Source organism: Microbacterium sp. NPDC057658, assembly GCF_042799975.1.
GTDB lineage: Bacteria > Actinomycetota > Actinomycetes > Actinomycetales > Microbacteriaceae > Microbacterium.
Genome location: NZ_JBHVHT010000001.1, coordinates 21,454 through 36,887, shown reverse-complemented (window position 1 = coordinate 36,887; position 15,434 = coordinate 21,454). Strand labels below are relative to the sequence as shown.

Annotated in this window: 16 protein-coding genes; 5 read left to right on the top strand and 11 right to left on the bottom strand. The window is 70.6% G+C overall.

Features of this window, described 5'->3' with window-relative positions:
* The first annotated feature begins 8 nt into the window (after positions 1 to 8).
* The gene (locus ACFU8V_RS00170) at positions 9 to 1,043 is read left to right on the top strand and encodes an ABC transporter substrate-binding protein (RefSeq protein ID WP_025105462.1); all 1,035 of its coding nucleotides are present in this window, start codon (positions 9 to 11) and stop codon (positions 1,041 to 1,043) included.
* A gap of 11 nt (positions 1,044 to 1,054) precedes the next feature.
* On the top strand, positions 1,055 to 1,873 hold the full coding sequence (locus ACFU8V_RS00165) for an ABC transporter ATP-binding protein (RefSeq protein ID WP_378868075.1): 819 nt from the start codon (positions 1,055 to 1,057) through the stop codon (positions 1,871 to 1,873).
* Positions 1,874 to 2,697: 824 nt separating this feature from the next.
* On the opposite strand, the gene pgm is transcribed toward ACFU8V_RS00165, so the two are convergent.
* A complete protein-coding gene (gene pgm / locus ACFU8V_RS00160; protein ID WP_025105464.1) occupies positions 2,698 to 4,341 on the bottom strand; it encodes a phosphoglucomutase (alpha-D-glucose-1,6-bisphosphate-dependent) in 1,644 nt (547 codons plus the stop codon).
* 78 nt (positions 4,342 to 4,419) lie between these two features.
* Between pgm and pheA the strand changes: the two genes are divergently transcribed.
* Positions 4,420 to 5,370, top strand: coding sequence for a prephenate dehydratase (pheA, locus tag ACFU8V_RS00155; protein WP_029990079.1), 951 nt, complete (start codon positions 4,420 to 4,422; stop codon positions 5,368 to 5,370).
* A 277-nt stretch (positions 5,371 to 5,647) separates the two neighbouring features.
* On the opposite strand, the gene ACFU8V_RS00150 is transcribed toward pheA, so the two are convergent.
* From ACFU8V_RS00150 to ACFU8V_RS00130, 5 genes are all read right to left on the bottom strand, one after another.
* Positions 5,648 to 5,854: a hypothetical protein gene (locus ACFU8V_RS00150; protein WP_025105466.1), complete on the bottom strand. Its 207-nt coding sequence runs from the start codon at positions 5,852 to 5,854 to the stop codon at positions 5,648 to 5,650.
* A gap of 100 nt (positions 5,855 to 5,954) precedes the next feature.
* The gene (locus ACFU8V_RS00145) at positions 5,955 to 6,467 is read right to left on the bottom strand and encodes a hypothetical protein (protein WP_378868070.1); all 513 of its coding nucleotides are present in this window, start codon (positions 6,465 to 6,467) and stop codon (positions 5,955 to 5,957) included.
* A 1,031-nt stretch (positions 6,468 to 7,498) separates the two neighbouring features.
* Complete coding sequence (locus ACFU8V_RS00140; protein ID WP_025105468.1) at positions 7,499 to 8,536, bottom strand: LLM class flavin-dependent oxidoreductase; 1,038 nt, start codon at positions 8,534 to 8,536, stop codon at positions 7,499 to 7,501.
* A 36-nt stretch (positions 8,537 to 8,572) separates the two neighbouring features.
* The gene (locus ACFU8V_RS00135; RefSeq protein WP_378868066.1) at positions 8,573 to 8,800 is read right to left on the bottom strand and encodes a DUF2795 domain-containing protein; all 228 of its coding nucleotides are present in this window, start codon (positions 8,798 to 8,800) and stop codon (positions 8,573 to 8,575) included.
* A 68-nt stretch (positions 8,801 to 8,868) separates the two neighbouring features.
* Complete coding sequence (locus ACFU8V_RS00130) at positions 8,869 to 9,291, bottom strand: Hsp20/alpha crystallin family protein (RefSeq protein ID WP_025105470.1); 423 nt, start codon at positions 9,289 to 9,291, stop codon at positions 8,869 to 8,871.
* Between the two features lie 129 nt (positions 9,292 to 9,420).
* On the opposite strand from ACFU8V_RS00130, the gene ACFU8V_RS00125 reads away from it, so the two are divergent.
* Both ACFU8V_RS00125 and ACFU8V_RS00120 read left to right on the top strand, forming a co-directional pair.
* Positions 9,421 to 9,729: a MerR family transcriptional regulator gene (locus ACFU8V_RS00125; protein ID WP_085605969.1), complete on the top strand. Its 309-nt coding sequence runs from the start codon at positions 9,421 to 9,423 to the stop codon at positions 9,727 to 9,729.
* Positions 9,730 to 9,774: 45 nt separating this feature from the next.
* The gene (locus ACFU8V_RS00120) at positions 9,775 to 11,505 is read left to right on the top strand and encodes a cation:proton antiporter (protein WP_338566766.1); all 1,731 of its coding nucleotides are present in this window, start codon (positions 9,775 to 9,777) and stop codon (positions 11,503 to 11,505) included.
* 167 nt (positions 11,506 to 11,672) lie between these two features.
* Here ACFU8V_RS00120 and ACFU8V_RS00115 read toward each other — a convergent pair whose 3' ends face one another.
* The 5 genes from ACFU8V_RS00115 to ACFU8V_RS00095 all read right to left on the bottom strand — a co-directional run bounded on the left by ACFU8V_RS00115 (position 11,673) and on the right by ACFU8V_RS00095 (position 15,349).
* On the bottom strand, positions 11,673 to 13,094 hold the full coding sequence (locus ACFU8V_RS00115; protein WP_378868061.1) for a dicarboxylate/amino acid:cation symporter: 1,422 nt from the start codon (positions 13,092 to 13,094) through the stop codon (positions 11,673 to 11,675).
* A gap of 142 nt (positions 13,095 to 13,236) precedes the next feature.
* Positions 13,237 to 13,578 carry a hypothetical protein gene (locus ACFU8V_RS00110; RefSeq protein WP_303709839.1) on the bottom strand — a complete coding sequence of 114 codons (342 nt, stop codon included), beginning with the start codon at positions 13,576 to 13,578 and terminating at the stop codon, positions 13,237 to 13,239.
* Between the two features lie 162 nt (positions 13,579 to 13,740).
* A complete protein-coding gene (locus ACFU8V_RS00105) occupies positions 13,741 to 13,977 on the bottom strand; it encodes a helix-turn-helix transcriptional regulator (RefSeq protein ID WP_315104880.1) in 237 nt (78 codons plus the stop codon).
* Entirely contained in the window at positions 13,974 to 14,726 is a 753-nt protein-coding gene (locus tag ACFU8V_RS00100) for a hypothetical protein (RefSeq protein ID WP_126894384.1), read from the bottom strand. Before ACFU8V_RS00100 ends, ACFU8V_RS00105 begins: the two co-directional genes overlap by 4 nt.
* A complete protein-coding gene (locus ACFU8V_RS00095) occupies positions 14,726 to 15,349 on the bottom strand; it encodes a hypothetical protein (RefSeq protein ID WP_378868056.1) in 624 nt (207 codons plus the stop codon). Before ACFU8V_RS00095 ends, ACFU8V_RS00100 begins: the two co-directional genes overlap by 1 nt.
* Positions 15,350 to 15,434 lie beyond the last annotated feature (85 nt).

The following is a 15,434-nucleotide window of genomic DNA, read 5'->3' as shown; positions in this document are numbered from 1 at the left end:
AGGCACTGATGAAGAAGTCAGGCACCATCCTCAGCTCGATCGCCCTCGCGTCCGCCGCGGTGCTCGCCCTCTCCGGCTGCGGAGGATCGACGGCCCCGGCGAGCTCCGGCGACGGTGACGGCGGCGAGCTCACGCCGGTCACCCTCATGCTCAACTGGTACCCGTACGGCGAGCACGCCGCGTTCTACTACGGCGTCGACCAGGGCATCTTCGAGGAGCACGGCATCGACCTCACGATCAAGGCCGGCCAGGGCTCGACGAAGACCGCGCAGGCCGTCGGGCAGGGGCAGGTCGACTTCGGCTGGGCGGACACCCCCGCCGTCCTCGCGAACATCGACAAGGGCGTCGGCATCAAGAGCGTCGGCGTCTTCCTGCAGACCACGCCGTCGGCCGTGCAGGTCTTCGCCGACTCCGGCATCTCCAGCCCGGAAGACCTCAAGGGCAAGACCATCGCGGTCTCCGCGGGCGACGCCCCGACCACGACCTTCCCGATGTACCTCGAGGCCGTGGGCCTGGAGGAGGGCGATGTGACGCAGCAGAACCTCGACGCCGCGGGCAAGATCGCCGCCATGCTCTCGGGCAAGGTCGACGGCCTCATCGGCTTCGCGCACGACCAGGGACCGACCATCGCCGACAAGAGCGGCAAGGACGTCGAGTACCTGCGCTACTCCGACGCCGGCCTGAACTTCTTCAGCAACGGTCTCATCGCGCCCACCGACACCATCGAGAACGACCCGGAGCTCGTCGAGGCGCTGGTCGCGGCGACCTCCGAGGCCTTCGAGGCCGCGCAGGAGGACCCCGAGGCGGCCGTGGCGGCGATGGAGGGCAAGGACCCGCAGATGCCGTCGCAGGAGGTGCTGCTGCACCAGTGGGAGGAGACCATCGAGCTGCTCCACACCGACGCCACCGAGGGCCAGGCTCCCGGCGCGAACGCCACCGAGGACTGGGAGTCCACGCTGGAGGTGCTGTCCGAGGCCGGGCTCATCTCGGGCGACGGCGACGTGGAGACCTACTTCGACGACGCCTTCACCCCCGGGAAGTGAGACCGATCGTCATGGATAGCCACGTGCAGCAGGAACGCGGACCCGCGGCCACGAGCACCGCTCCGGCGCTCGAGGTCTCGGATCTCGCGATCACCTTCGCCTCCAAGCGGCGCCAGGTCACGGCTCTCGAGGGCGTCGACCTCCGCGTCGAGGAGGGGGAGTTCCTCTCCATCGCCGGGCCCTCGGGATGCGGGAAATCGACGCTCCTGAAGGCGGTCGCCGGACTCACCGCTCCGAGCCGCGGCAGCATCCGCCTGCGCGGCGACGAGGTCCGCGGTCCGCGGCAGGATATCGGCTACGTGTTCCAGCGGGCGGCGCTTCTGGAATGGCGCAGCGTCCGCGGCAACATCCTCCTGCAGGCCGAGATGCGCGGGATGGACATGCGCAAGGCCCAGGCCCGCGCCGACGAGCTCATCGAGATGACCGGTCTCACCGGCTTCGAGAAGTCGCTGCCGCACGAGCTCTCCGGCGGCATGCAGCAGCGGGTGTCGCTGTGCCGCGCGCTGCTGCACGAGCCGCGGGTGCTGCTCATGGATGAGCCCTTCGGTGCGCTCGACGCCCTCACGCGCGAGCGTATGAACGTCGAGCTCAACCGGATCTGGAGCGCCACCGGCACGACCGTGCTGCTCGTGACCCACTCGGTCGCGGAGGCCGTCTACCTCGCCAGTCGGGTGATCGTGATGGGGCCGCGCCCCGGGCGGATCCTGGAGGAGCACCGCGTCGACCTCCCGGCCCGCCGCGGCTACGCCGATGTTCTGGAGAGGGAGGAGTTCCACCGCGTCTCGAGCCGCGTCCGCGAGCTCCTCGGCTCCTCCACCGACGCCGACTGACCCGCCCCGTCCCGCCCCCGCCCCCGTCCCCGCCCCCGCCCTCCGCCCCCGTCCCGCCCGCGCCCCTCGCCCCCGCCCGTGTGCGGGATCAAAACCGCCCCTCCCCAGCGTCCCCCGGGCCCGTTTTCGATCCCGCGGCAGGGGCGGTCGGCGGACCGGGATCGAAAAGGACCGTCCGGGACCCCCGACGGGCCCGTTTTCGATCCCGCAAGAGGACCGGCGGACGGGCCGGCGCCGACGGCCCGACCCGCGACAACAGGAGGGGCCTCATCGCCCGAGCGTGCACGGAAGCCGACGGCCCGGCGCGCGGGATGAAAAATGCTCCTGCGAAACGCTGATGAGGATCGTTCTTGACCCCGCACCGGGTGGTGCACCGTACGACCGTCCCATTGTCAGCAAGTCCCGGAGCGGGATCGTCTCCCGGGTGCGGCTGGATCGATCACGTCCCTCCCCGAGGCCTGCCGCGCCCGCTTTCGATCCCGCCCGGGCTCTGCGCGTCGGCTCCCGCCGCGCCCCGGCTAGCGGGATCAGGAAAGTCCCTCTCCAGTCCGTGCCAGGCCCGTTTCCGATCCCGCCACCGGCTTTGCGCCTCGGCTCCCGCCCGGCCCGGGGGTGACGGGATCAACAACGTCCCTCCCCGAGGCGTGGCGGGCCCGTTTCCGATCCCGCCGCGGGCTCGTCCGCCCGGCCTCGGGTGGGCCGGATCACCAAGGTCCCTCGACGGCGCCAAGCCGGGCGGGATCGAAAACTCCCCCCGGCGGTGGCCGAGGGGAGCGGTTTCGATCCCGGAGTACCCGCGGGACGCGGCGCCGGGGGAGGGAGGATCAGTCGCCGAGGGCGGCGGACACCACGGCGCGGGCCTCGGCCTGCACCTCCGCGAGGTGCTCGGGACCGCGCAGGCTCTCGGCGTAGAGCTTGTAGACGTCTTCGGTTCCGGACGGGCGCGCGGCGAACCAGGCGTGCGGAGTCTGCACCTTGAGGCCGCCGATCGCCGCACCGTTGCCGGGGGCGTGCGAGAGCTTCGCGATGATGTCCTCGCCGGCGAGGGTGGTCGCGGTCACCGACTCCGGGGCCAGCTTGCCGAGCGTCGCCTTCTGCTCAGGGGTCGCGGGGGCGTCGACGCGCTGGTAGGCAGAGGCGCCGAAGGCGTCCTCCAGCTCCGCGTAGCGCTGCGACGGAGTCTTGCCGGTCACCGCGAGGATCTCGGCCGCGAGCAGGCAGAGGAGGATGCCGTCCTTGTCGGTCGACCACACGGAGCCGTCGTGGCGCAGGAACGAGGCGCCTGCCGACTCCTCGCCGCCGAACGCCACCGAGCCGTCGAGCAGTCCGGGCACGAACCACTTGAAGCCCACCGGAACCTCCAGCAGACGCCGCCCGAGCGACTCGGCCACGCGATCGATGATCATCGACGACACGAGCGTCTTTCCGACGGCGGCCTCGCGCGGCCAGTGCTCCCGGTGGGAGAAGAGGTAGTCGATGGCGACGGCGAGGAAGTGGTTCGGGTTCATGAGCCCGGCGTCAGGGGTGACGATGCCGTGCCGGTCCGCGTCGGCGTCGTTCCCGGTGAGGATGTCGTAGTCGCCCTTCTTCGCCACGAGCGACGCCATGGCCGACGGAGACGACGGGTCCATCCGGATCTTCTCGTCCCAGTCGAGGGTCATGAAGCGCCACGTGGGGTCGACCTCGGGATTGACGACCGTGAGGTCGATGTCGTGCATCTCGGCGATCAGCGACCAGTACTCCACCGACGCGCCGCCCAGCGGGTCCGCCCCGATGCGCACGCCGGCGCGGCGGATCGCCTCGATGTCGATGATCGACGGGAGGTCGCGCACATAGGCGTCGCGGAAGTCGTACCCGGTGATCGCGTCCCAGTCCACGTCGGCGAAGCGCTCGCGACGGACCTCGGTCAGGCCGCCGGCGATGAGCTGATTGGCGCGGTCGGCGATCCAGCCGGTCGCATCGGTGTCGGCGGGACCGCCGTGGGGCGGGTTGTACTTGAAGCCGCCGTCACGCGGCGGATTGTGCGAGGGGGTCACGACGATGCCGTCCGCGCGGCCCGGGTCGTCGGCGGCGCGGTCGCGGTTGTACGTGAGGATCGCGTGGCTCAACGCGGGGGTCGGCACCCACGAGTCCCGGGCGTCGACGCGCACGTCCACGCCGTTCGCGAGCAGGACCTCGATGGCGCTGCGCTCCGCCGGGAGGGACAGCGCGTGGGTGTCGCGCCCCAGGAAGAGCGGACCGGTGATGCCCTGCGCGGCGCGGTAGTCGACGATGGCCTGCGTCGTGGCGAGGATGTGGTTCTCGTTGAAGCTCTTCGTGAGCGACGAGCCGCGGTGCCCGCTGGTGCCGAACACGACCCGCTCGCTCGCGACATCCGGATTCGGCACGCGGTCGTAGTAGGCGGCGATCAGCTCGTCGACGTCGATCAGGTCACTTTCCTCCGCGGGGAGGCCGGCACGGCTGCTCATGCTCTCAGTCTGCCCCGTGCAGCCGATACGCGCATCCGCCTTGACACGCGGGAACCCCATGAGTCACCGAGGGATAGGCTGAACGCCGTGACTGCACGCCGCACCTACAGCTATCTCGGACCAGCCGGAACCTTCACGGAGGCAGCGCTCGACCAGGTGGCCGAGGCCAGGGGACAGGACTGGCGACCGGTGCACAACGTGGGCGAGGCGCTCGCGGACGTCCTCGAAGGGCGCAGCGACGCGGCCATGATCGCGATCGAGAACTCCATCGAGGGCGGGGTGTCCACCACGCAGGACGCGCTGGCGACTCTGCCGGGGCTCCGGATCATCGGCGAGTACCTCGTGCGGGTGAACTTCGTCCTCGTCGCGCCGCGCGGCACCACTCTCGACCAGGTCGAGGTCATCGCCGCGCACCCCGTCGCCTACGCGCAGTGTCACGGCTGGCTCGGCGAACACCTCCCGACCCACTCGCATGTGCCGGCGGCGAGCAACGTGGCCTCGGCCATCGGCGTCCTCGACGGCACCTCGCCCGCGCAGGCCGCGATCGCCGCTCCCGGCATCGTGCAGCACTATGACGTGGATGTGCTCGCCGAGGGCATCGGCGACAACGCGGCGGCCGTGACCCGGTTCGTCCTCGTCACCCGCACCACGCGTTCGCCCGCGCCGACCGGTGCCGACAAGACCTCGCTGATCGTCGAGCTCCCGCATGACCACCCTGGTTCTCTCCTCGAGATGCTGGAGCAGTTCTCGACGCGCGGCATCAACCTCTCCCTCATCGAGTCCCGGCCCATCGGCGACGAGCTCGGCCGGTACCGGTTCGTGATCGACGCGGACGGTCACATCGAGCACGAGCGGATGGCCGACGCCCTGCTCGGGATCCGCCGCTTCAGCCCCCGTGTGGTGTTCCTCGGGTCGTACCCGCGTGCTGACCGGCAGATCGTGCAGTATCCCGACCGCTACTCCGACGAGATCTTCATCGAGGCCCGCGACTGGCTCCGCGGCATCCTCTCCGGCGAACCCGAGTCCTGACGCCGCACGCACGCGCGTGCCTCCCGCGTGCGTGCGTCCTGCGTTCGGGATCGATAACGCACGTTCCCGTACCGGCCCGCGCCCGATTTCGATCCGGCATGCCGCGCCCCCGGTTGGCGGGATCGATAACGAACGTTCGCCGAACGATCTGCGCCCGTTCTCCAACCGGCGCACCCCGCCGCCGCGATCCCCGACCGCAGCAGGTATCGCGGGATCAGAATCGCACCTCGTACCGGCTCGGGAGGTGCTGTTTCGATCCCGCACGACGAGGAGCGGGTCAGTGTTCCTGGAACCGCGGCCAGGCGCTGCCCGGCAGCATACGGGCGTGCAGCGCGCCCTTCGCGGAGGCGAGGCTGGGATAGGTCCCGGCCGCCGCGTCCGCTCCCGCCATGGTCACCACATAGCCGTTCTCATCGTGGCGGATGCTCCCCACCACCCCGTTCGTCCCGTACGCGACCCAGAGTGCGAGTGTCTTGGTGCTCATCGTCGAACCCCTCTCTCTGCCGCCGAGGCTACGCCTCCCTGACAGCCGGAGCCAGCCCCCTCATCGCGGAGAGGACCGAAAGCCCAGCCATGAGCACGTCTCATCCAGGGATGCCGTGGCGAACCGTGAGTGCGCGACGCACACGGGCGGCGAGGGCAGCGCCACCGTCGCGCAGATCGAGCTCGGTCACGCGGATCACGAGCCATCCGTGGTCCTCGAGGTCGCGCTGACGCCGGATGTCGATCCGCCATTGATCACGGTCCGTCCGATGGCCATCGCCCTCGTACTCGATGGCGATGCGGCATTCGGGGTAGGCGAGGTCGACCCGGGCGAGGAAGCGTCCGTCCACGGAGACGATGTGCTGGATCGCGGGCTCCGGGAGGGCGAAGCTCGTGAGGAGCAGCCGGGTCTCGGTCTCCTTCGGCGACTCGACGCCCGGTCGTGCGAATGCCAGCCCATCGCGTATGCGACCGCACCCGGGAAACCGCCCCCATCGCGTCAGCTGTCGATCGATGCTCTCGATGGTCGCGACCGGCCGGCCCATCCGCAGCCCCGGATAGACGTCGGACGATGTGACCAGCGCATCGAGCGCCACGACGACCGGCGTGAACACGAACTCCCGCGCGCAGAGGAACAGTGCGCTGACCGGATCGACCGTCGGAACTCCGTGGATGTGCCATGTGTCCGCCCGTCCCGGGGCGATGCGGCGCCCTCGGACACCGACCGTCCTTGGCGGTGAGGTCCCGGTGTGCACGGCGACGTCGAGGGGCTCATCGGGCGACCATCGGACGGGCGCGGGAAGCCCCCACAGCCGGAGGGCCGTGCGTCCGGCGAATGCCTGGCCTTCACGGAGGCGTGGAAGGTACGCGGCGACTCGATCGTCGAACGTGGCGGGTTCGTTCGCCGACCGCACTCCGGCGAACGGCCGCGCGAGGTCTCGGCTGGAGTATCTCTTCCGCCCGACCCCGATGGCCGCTGCGTCACGGACGGCGAAATGAGGGCCGAGGTCAGGCGGGAGAGGGATCCGGTGTCGCATGCGTCCATGCTGTCCGTGCAGGGTCGGCGTCCGGACGGTCGATCATCCTCCGCCCGACTCCTGTGGACAATTCGAATCAACCTGCGATTGTGGCGGATGTCTCTTCCTCGCGCCGGATCAGAAGTGTCCCTCCAGCGACCGCTGAAGGCACGTTTCCCGTCCCGCATGCCGAGACAGCGAGAGGCTCCCGGACGGAGCGAAAGAGCGCGTTGCGGGACCTGCCGGGGCCCCGATTCCCGCTCGCACGGGGTGGTGCGACGACGACGGCCGGCGCGCGGGATCACAAAGGTGCCGCGGGAAGCGCGCAAGGGAGCGTTATCGATCCCGCACCAAGTGACCGACCGGACGCGGGATCAGGAAGGCGCTGCGGGAAGTGCGCAGGGGAGCGTTATCGATCCCGCACCAAGTGACCGACCAGACGCGGGATCAGAAAGGTGCTGCGGGAAGCGCGCAGGGGAGCGTTATCGATCCCGCAGGGCGGAAGGAACCGGACGCGGAAGCAACCGGACGCGGGACCGACCGGACGCGGGATCAGAAAGGCGCCGCCCGGGCCTCGTGGGGGAGCGTTATCGATCCCGCGACGGAACTCCCCCGTCCCGCGACGCGACTCACGCCCCCGCGACGAGCTCCAGCGTCTGCGCCCGCCCCGCGGCCGAGTCCTTCGGCTCCGCGTCATAGGCGCCGGCGACGGGGGAGAGCATGACCTCGTCCACCCCGTAGGTCGACGCGAAGGAGCGCACCTCGGCGGCGACGGACTCCCCGGTGCCGACGAACCACCGCGACCGCGCGGCCTCGACCACCTGATCGGTCGCGGCGTCGTGCTCCGCGGCGAGGGCCTGCTCGACGGTCTCGAGCGCGACGAGCGGCTGGTTGAGTCGGAGTCGCGCCATCATCCGCAGCTGCGGCAGGGCACGGGCCTCCGCCTCCTCTGCGGTCGGGGCGGCGACGGCGTTCACGGTGAGGAAGGTCCGCGGCTCCGGGTGCTCCTCGCTCGGGCGGTAGTTCGTGCGGTAGAGGTCGAGGGCGCGTTCCAGGCCCTGTCCGGAGAAGTGGTTCGCGAACACGTACGGCAGGCCGAGGGAGGCGGCGAGCTGCGCGGAGTAGTCGCTCGACCCCAGCAGCCACACCTCGGGCACCCCGGTCGCGGCGGGAGTCGCCCGCACGGTGTACTCCCCGCCGGAGGTGAAGCGCACCGTGGCGCCGTCGGCGGTGAAGAGCGCCGCGATGTCCTGCACGTGGCGGGGGAACTGCTCCACGTCGCTGGTGGTCCCTGACCCGCGGAGGAGCTGAGTGATCACGGGGTCGCTGCCCGGCGCGCGGCCGAGGCCCAGGTCGATGCGGCCGGGGGCGATGGCCTCGAGGGCGGCGAACTGCTCGGCGACGATCAGGGGCGCGTGGTTCGGCAGCATCACGCCGCCGGAGCCGAGGCGGATGCGCGAGGTGCGCGTGGCGGCGGCCGCGATGAGGACCGGCGGCGTGGTCGACGCGACCGCGGGCATGTTGTGGTGCTCGGCGAACCAGTACCGGCGATAGCCGAGCCGGTCGGCGGTCGCGGCGAGGGAGAGGGAGGCGGTGATGGCCTCGGCACTGGTCTGGCCGGAGCGGACCGGCACGAGGTCGAGGACGGAGAGGGCGACGTCGTTCATCTCCGGATGCAACCTCGGCGGCCGCTCCGGCATTCCCTACGCGGCGAGGCGCGAGGCGGGGGTGAGCGCGTCGGCGAGCGCGTTCCTGGCGAGGCGATAGCGGATGAGCCAGGCGGCGCTGAAGCTCTGTTCCGGCAGGTCGTGCAGCGCCGCGCGGTCGTGGTTCGGCAGTCCCTCCCGCGCGGCTTCGCGCAGGAGGTCGTCGCGGGTCGCGGGGTACTCCATCTCGGTGAGGAAGCGGTCGAGGGTCGGGGAGAGTGCCATGGTTCGTCCTTTCCGTGAGAAGAGGAGGAGAGGGGTGGGGGCGGTGCCGCAGCACCGCCCCCGGGTGATCAGGCGTCGATCGCCTGGCGCTGTTCGCCGGACTCGACGACGATCTTGCGTGGCTTCGCCCGTTCGCTGACGGGGATCACGACCGACAGGACACCGCTCTCGTACGAAGCGCTGATGTTGTCGAGGTCCACTCCGTCGCCGAGCGAGAACTGGCGCAGGAACGATCCGGCGCCGCGCTCGCGGGCGAGCCAGCGCACGCCTTCGCGGGTGTCGGCCGTGCGCTGTGCGCGGATCGTGAGCTGCCCGCCGTCGAGGTCGACGTCGATGGAGCCGGGGTCGGCGCCGGGGAGGTCGGCGTGCAGGATGTAGCGGTCCCCGTCGCGGTACAGGTCCACCGGCATCGACCGGGGCGCGCGCACGGAGTCCAGGACGCTCGCGGCGAAGCGGTCGAGCTGGCTGAAGGGATCGAAGGTCAGTGCCATGAGGTGTCTCCTTTCGTGCGGCCCTGCAAGGGCTGAGGTGGTGTGCAGATTATCTGCACCTGAGGTATAGATTTGTTATAGAACACACGCAGGAATCTTCGCAACCCCGATCCGGAGACGAGGACATTCATGACCGCACGCGACTCGCGCACCCCGCTCTACGGCATCGCCGTGGCCGCGCAGCTCGTCGACCTGCCCGAGGCGACGATCCGGCTCTTCGAGAGCAAGGGCCTCCTCGCGCCCGCCCGGAGCGACGGCGGCACGCGCCGGTACAGCGACGATGACATCACCCGCCTGCGTCGCGCGGCCGAGCTCCGCGGCGACGGCATCAACATCGCCGGGATCGCGCGGGTCCTCGACCTGCAGGATGAGAACGCGGGCCTCCGGGAGGCTCTCGATGCGGAGGCGCCGGAACGCGAGCGCTCCCCCCGCGACTGACGCCCGGCGGACAGGGGGTGCCGACGACGCCGCTACGCTTTCCGCATGGAAGCCGGGATCTTCTACGTCCTCGTCGGAGCTGTCGCCGTGGCGGCCGTCGCGCGATCGCGGGGGTGGCCGGCCCCGCTGCTCGTGACCGTCGTGGCGCTCGCCGCCTCGTTCCTGCCGTTCGTGCCGGAGCTGGAGATCGACGGGCACCTGCTGCTCGGGCTCGTCCTGCCGCCGCTGCTGTATTCCGCCGCCCTCGACGTGTCGTTCGTCGGGTTCAAGCGCAGCCTGCCGCAGATCCGGCGCCTCGGGATCTGGCTCGTGCTGCTCACCGCGTTCGCCGTCGGACTCGTGGCCTGGTGGATCCTGCCGTCGCTCACGCTGCCCGGCGCGCTGCTGCTGGGCGCCATCGTCGCCCCGCCGGACGCGGTGTCGGCGGCGGCGATCGGCCGTCGTCTCGGTCTACCTCGCCGCATCATGACGGTGCTGTCCGGGGAGAGCCTCATCAACGACGCGACCTCGCTCACGCTCTACCGGGTGTTCGCGGCCATCCTCGCCGGGGCGACGGTGTCGATCTGGGGAGGCATCGGGCAGTTCCTCCTCGCGGTCGGCGTGGGGGTGGGCATCGGGCTCGTCTTCGGGATCGTCCTGCATCAGCTGCGCATGCGCATCGGCGACCCGGTGGTTATCGGCACCTTCGGTCTGCTCGCCCCGTTCGGCGCGTACAACATCGCGGAGCACCTGCTCGGCTCCGGCGTCCTGGCAGTCGTGGCCATGGGACTGTTCGTCGGCTTCAACGCCCCGCGCACCGACTACACGACCCGGCAGCAGGAGGCGCCGCTGTGGCTCTCGGCCGACCTGCTGCTGGAGAGCTTCGTGTTCGCCTACATCGGCCTCCAGTTCCCGCGGGTGCTCAGCGATCTCGGCAGCGAGTCGGTGGGGCACATCCTCCTGCTCTCCGGCGCCGTGCTGCTCGTGGTGCTCGTCGTGCGGCCGCTCTACATCTACCCGATCAGCGCGTGGTCGAACTTCCAGGACCGCCGCCGGCTCGCCCGCATGGATCGCGGCATCGCATCCGGGGAGTTCGACGAACGGCGACGGCGGTCCCGGCGGTGGCGCGACCAGAGCACGGATGAGCTGCGGACGCAGATCGTGCGGGAACGCATGGCCGGACTGCGGCTCACGTGGAAGGACAACGCGGTCATCTCGTGGGCCGGCATGCGGGGCGTGGTGACCCTGGCGATCGCGGTGGCCGCCGCCGATCTGGCCGGGCTCGACACCGAGGCCTCGCACGCCATCGTCGTCGTCGCCTTCATCGTCACCGTCGGCACGCTCCTGCTGCAGGGGCTCACCCTGCCGCTGCTCATCCGGCGGCTCGAGATCGCCGGGGATGAGGAGCACGCGGAGGACGTCGCGGCGCTGGAGATGGTCAAGGCCAAGAGCCGCGAGGCCGGCAAGGCGTACCTCGCCGAGAAGCGCCGGGAGTGGGAGCAGAAGCACGGCGAGGTCGACCTCGGCATGTTCGATGCCTTCACCAAGCGCATGACCCGGGTGGAGAAGGACACCGACGACGCACAGCAGGTCGAGGACACCGTCGCCCGCCCCTCCTATGACGACCTCGTCGCGCTGACCAAGGGATGGCTGCAGGTGCGGCGGGAGATCCTCGTCGCGGAGCGGGACGCCGGCGAGCTGGACGAGGAGATCATGCGGGAGCTGCTGGCCGCGATGGACGCCGAGGAGCTCGCGCTCGACACCCGCGGCGCGACCCGCCCCCTGAGCCGCAACTGACCCCTCCTTCCCGCCACCCACCCCCTTCCGGTCGACCCACCCCTTTCCGCCCGTGCGTAAAGGGCCGGGACGCACGCAAAGGGGTGGGTCGGCGGGGAAGGGAGAAGGGGGATAAAAAGAGCGCCCCACCTTCGAGAGGAAGGTGGGGCGCTCGTGAGGAGACCGGGTCAGCGGGCGCCGGCGGGCTCCGGGGTGGAGGCGGCGTCGGCCTCGGGAGCGTCGTCGCCGGAGTCGTCGGCGAAGGGCAGGCCATCGCGCGGCGCGTTGTAGAGCTCCTCGTCGAGAATGCCCTCGCGCTTCGCAACGATCGCGGGGACGAGCGCCTGACCCGCGACGTTCACGGCCGTGCGGCCCATGTCGAGGATCGGGTCGATCGCGAGCAGCAGGCCGACGCCCTCGAGCGGCAGACCCAGGGTGGACAGCGTCAGCGTGAGCATGACGACCGCGCCCGTGGTGCCGGCGGTGGCGGCGGAACCGACGACCGAGACGATCACGATCAGCAGGTACTGCACGAAGTTCAGCTCGATGCCGAAGAACTGCGCGACGAAGATCGCGGCGATGGCCGGGTAGATCGCGGCGCAGCCGTCCATCTTCGTCGTCGCGCCCAGCGGCACGGCGAACGAGGCGTAGGAGCGGGGCACACCGAGGTTGCGCTCGGTCACGCGCTCCGTGAGGGGCAGCGTGCCGATGGAGGAGCGGCTCACGAAGGCGAGCTGCACCGCCGGCCACACACCCGAGAAGTACTGCTTGATGGAGAGGCCGTGCGTGCGCACCAGGATGGGGTACACGACGAACAGCACGAGCGCGAGGCCGATGTAGACCGCGGCCGCGAACCAGCCGAGCGACGCGAGCTTCTCCCAGCCGTACTTGATGACGGCGGAGCCGATGAGGCCGAACGTGCCGAGCGGAGCGATGCGGATGATCCACCACAGCACGCGCTGGATGACCTTGAGCAGGGACTCGGTGAAGACGAGGAACGGCTCCGCCTTCTTGCCGGCCTTGAGCGCCGCGATGCCGACGACGGCCGCGACCACGATCACCTGGAGGATGTTGAAGCCGACGCTCGAGGTGAACGCGCCCTCGGTGGCTCCGGGGGAGGTGCTGACGGTCAGGCCGAGGAAGTTCTGCGGGATGAGGCCGAGGAGGAAGTTCCACCAGGTGCCGACCGTGTACGGCTCGCCCGGCTCCAGGCCCTCGCCGGCGCGGCTGCCCGGCTGGATCACGAGGCCGAGGACGATGCCGATGATGACCGCGATGAAGGCGGTGATCGCGAACCAGAGGATCGTCTGCCCGGCGAGGCGGGCGGCGTTCTGCACGCGACGGAGGTTCGAGATGCTCGCGACGATCGCGGTGAAGATCAGCGGGACGACAGCCGCGCGGAGCAGCGTGACGTACGAGCTGCCGATCGTGTCGAGGGTCGCCGACAGGGCGGTCGGGTTCTCGGCCGTGGCGCCGAGCTGACGGCCGATCAGACCGGCGGCGATGCCGAGGACGAGGGCGGCGATGATCTGGAAGCCGAACGAGGTCAGCAGCTTCCGGACCGGCCTGCGGGTGTCTGGCGCCTTCTGGGCGCGTGCGGTGGTGCTCATTGAGGTGGGGACTCCAGAATCGCGGCGCGCCGGGTGCACGCCATGAGGCTCAACGCTAGGAGAGCCTGAGAATTCCCTGGGCGGATATGACGAAGGATGACGGCCGCCCTCCCAGGCCGTCACCCTTCGCTGCGTGCCGCCCTCAGGGCGTGACGCAGTCCTGGAGGTTGTCCTGGATGATCTGGGTCGTGAGGGCCTTGTCGGCCTCGTCCCGCTGCTTGTCCTCGCCGTCGGCGATGTAGCCGAGCGTCTCGTCGCTGAGGTCGGAGTCGACCAGGGCTTCGGCCAGGCAGGTGGCGGCGTCGTCGGTCATGGCCTCCTCCTGCGGGGTGCCCTCGAAGACCTTCTGGATGCCGTCGGCGACCTCGTCGACCGAGGGGCGGCTCTCTCCCGCGCAGGCGGCGAGGGAGAAGGCGAGGGCAGCGGCCGGGACGATCGCCAGGAGGCGGAGGCCGCGACGCGAGGGGATGCGGGTGCTGGTCATGCGACGACGCTATCCACTCACAGCCGACTCATAGAAGGGGCTTGCAATCCGGTGCGCGACCGTGCTCGCCCTCCCGCCGACCCACCCCTCTTCGTGCGTCCCGGCCCCCTGCGTGCGTCCGTAAGGGGCCGGGGCGCGCGGAAGGGGGTGGGTCGACAGAAGTCAGCGATCGGCGAGGACGAGGAGGTCGCCGACCTCGCAGTCGAGCGCCTCGCAGATGGCCCGCAGCGTGGAATAGCGGATCGCGCGGGCGCGGTCGTTCTTCAGCACGGACAGGTTCACGATGCTGACGCCGACGGCGGCGCTCAGCTCCGTCAGCGTCATCCCGCGGGCCGTCAGCAGCTCATCGAGACGGCAGTGGATGCCCGTGAACTCGTCGTCGCTCTCCGCCGGGCTCACACCAGGCCCTCCGTCTCGCGTTCCAGGGCGGCCCGTTCCTGCTCCACGCGCATGCCCTGACGGAACACCGCGGCGAGGGCGAGGAGGCCGAGCGCCGCGGCGAACGGCAGCGGGGTGACGGTGAGCCAGTAGGTCTGCGGATACCAGGTGCTGTCTGCGGGCAGGGCCTCCCGCAGTCCGGTGGTGGCGGCGATGCCGCTCAGGAGATCGGAGAGCACGCCCAGCACCCCGAACGCGATCGCACCCCCGACGAGGGCGCGGGTCACGGTGCGGGAGAACGCGCGGCCGCGGAGGGTATGGAAGCAGATGAGTGCGAGGACCACCGCGGGGATCGTCGTGAGGGCGAGGCTGCTGAGCTGTGCGGCCGCGGCGAGGAGGCGCAGCCCGAGCGACGCGTGGCCCACCGTGAAGTCCGAGAGCTCCGTGCCGCCGCAGCTGAGCATCGTCGTCGTGCTGTCGCCGTACTCCGAGCACGGGAGGCTCGAGGGCCAGTCGAGGAAGATCGTCGTCGCACCGTGCAGCTCCGCCCAGTCCACGGCGAACGCTTTGACGACGATGACCACCGCGCCCAGTGCGGAGAGCGTGATCCACCATCCGGACAGCGTGAGCGCCGCGTCGAGGGCGACCGTGCGGCTGCCACGGCGGCGGCTGTTCCAGACGACGAGGGCGACGACGGCCGCACAGACCGCGAGCGCGATCCCGATGTTGAGCAGAGACGGCCAGACGGCCTCCGAGCCGAACGAGATCATCAGACCAGTCCCTCCGTGTCGCGCTGCAGACGGCGGCCGATGGTGAAGACGCCTGCCACGAGAGCCAGGGCGAACGCCCACCCCGCGGGCGCGAGATCGAACTCCATGAGCAGCGTCCACAGCACGTCCTCGACCGCGGGGTCGGTCGCGGCGAGATCCTTCACGATCTCGGCCCGCCCGATGCCGCCGGCGAGCTGCCCGAACAGGGTGCCCGCCATCAGCAGGCAGGCGGCGACGGCGAACATCCACCCGAGGGAGGCGCGGAACGGGCGGGAGCGGATGAGGGAGACGCCGAGCCACCAGACCACCGCGCACAGCGCCACGGTGGCGAGAGCGGGGAGCGCCGTCTCGAGCAGCAGCAGCCAGCGGGCGCTCGTGGGCGGCGCGGTGAGCGTGACAAGGGCGGAGTCGACGGTGGCGCCCTCGACACCGGCCACGCCGTCGAGGGCGGAGAGGTCGACGTCGTGCACCGGCATCGCGACCGTGGGCGAGGGGGAGAACAGGGCACCGGCAGCCTGGGCGACGGCGACGATGGCGCCGATCCCGACGCTGACCGCACCGGTGGCGATGAGCCCGAGCGCGATGCCGTCGGCGAGCGAAGGGCGTCTTTCCGTGGCGAGCATGAGCTCCTCCTGAGAGTCAGGGTTTATCGACTTTCGTTAACATAACGACTGTCGATAAACCCGTCAAGGCCTCGCTATGCCCACG

Bases quoted from the DNA above. Each gene is read 5' to 3' on its own strand.
- ACFU8V_RS00170 (WP_025105462.1), top strand. From the start codon at position 9: ATGAAGAAGTCAGGCACCATCCTCAGCTCGATCGCCCTCGCGTCCGCC.
- ACFU8V_RS00165 (WP_378868075.1), top strand. From the start codon at position 1,055: ATGGATAGCCACGTGCAGCAGGAACGCGGACCCGCGGCCACGAGCACC.
- pgm (WP_025105464.1), bottom strand. From the start codon at position 4,341: ATGAGCAGCCGTGCCGGCCTCCCCGCGGAGGAAAGTGACCTGATCGAC.
- ACFU8V_RS00150 (WP_025105466.1), bottom strand. From the start codon at position 5,854: ATGAGCACCAAGACACTCGCACTCTGGGTCGCGTACGGGACGAACGGG.
- ACFU8V_RS00140 (WP_025105468.1), bottom strand. From the start codon at position 8,536: ATGAACGACGTCGCCCTCTCCGTCCTCGACCTCGTGCCGGTCCGCTCC.
- ACFU8V_RS00135 (WP_378868066.1), bottom strand. From the start codon at position 8,800: ATGGCACTCTCCCCGACCCTCGACCGCTTCCTCACCGAGATGGAGTAC.
- ACFU8V_RS00130 (WP_025105470.1), bottom strand. From the start codon at position 9,291: ATGGCACTGACCTTCGATCCCTTCAGCCAGCTCGACCGCTTCGCCGCG.
- ACFU8V_RS00125 (WP_085605969.1), top strand. From the start codon at position 9,421: ATGACCGCACGCGACTCGCGCACCCCGCTCTACGGCATCGCCGTGGCC.
- ACFU8V_RS00120 (WP_338566766.1), top strand. From the start codon at position 9,775: ATGGAAGCCGGGATCTTCTACGTCCTCGTCGGAGCTGTCGCCGTGGCG.
- ACFU8V_RS00115 (WP_378868061.1), bottom strand. From the start codon at position 13,094: ATGAGCACCACCGCACGCGCCCAGAAGGCGCCAGACACCCGCAGGCCG.
- ACFU8V_RS00110 (WP_303709839.1), bottom strand. From the start codon at position 13,578: ATGACCAGCACCCGCATCCCCTCGCGTCGCGGCCTCCGCCTCCTGGCG.
- ACFU8V_RS00100 (WP_126894384.1), bottom strand. From the start codon at position 14,726: ATGATCTCGTTCGGCTCGGAGGCCGTCTGGCCGTCTCTGCTCAACATC.
- ACFU8V_RS00095 (WP_378868056.1), bottom strand. From the start codon at position 15,349: ATGCTCGCCACGGAAAGACGCCCTTCGCTCGCCGACGGCATCGCGCTC.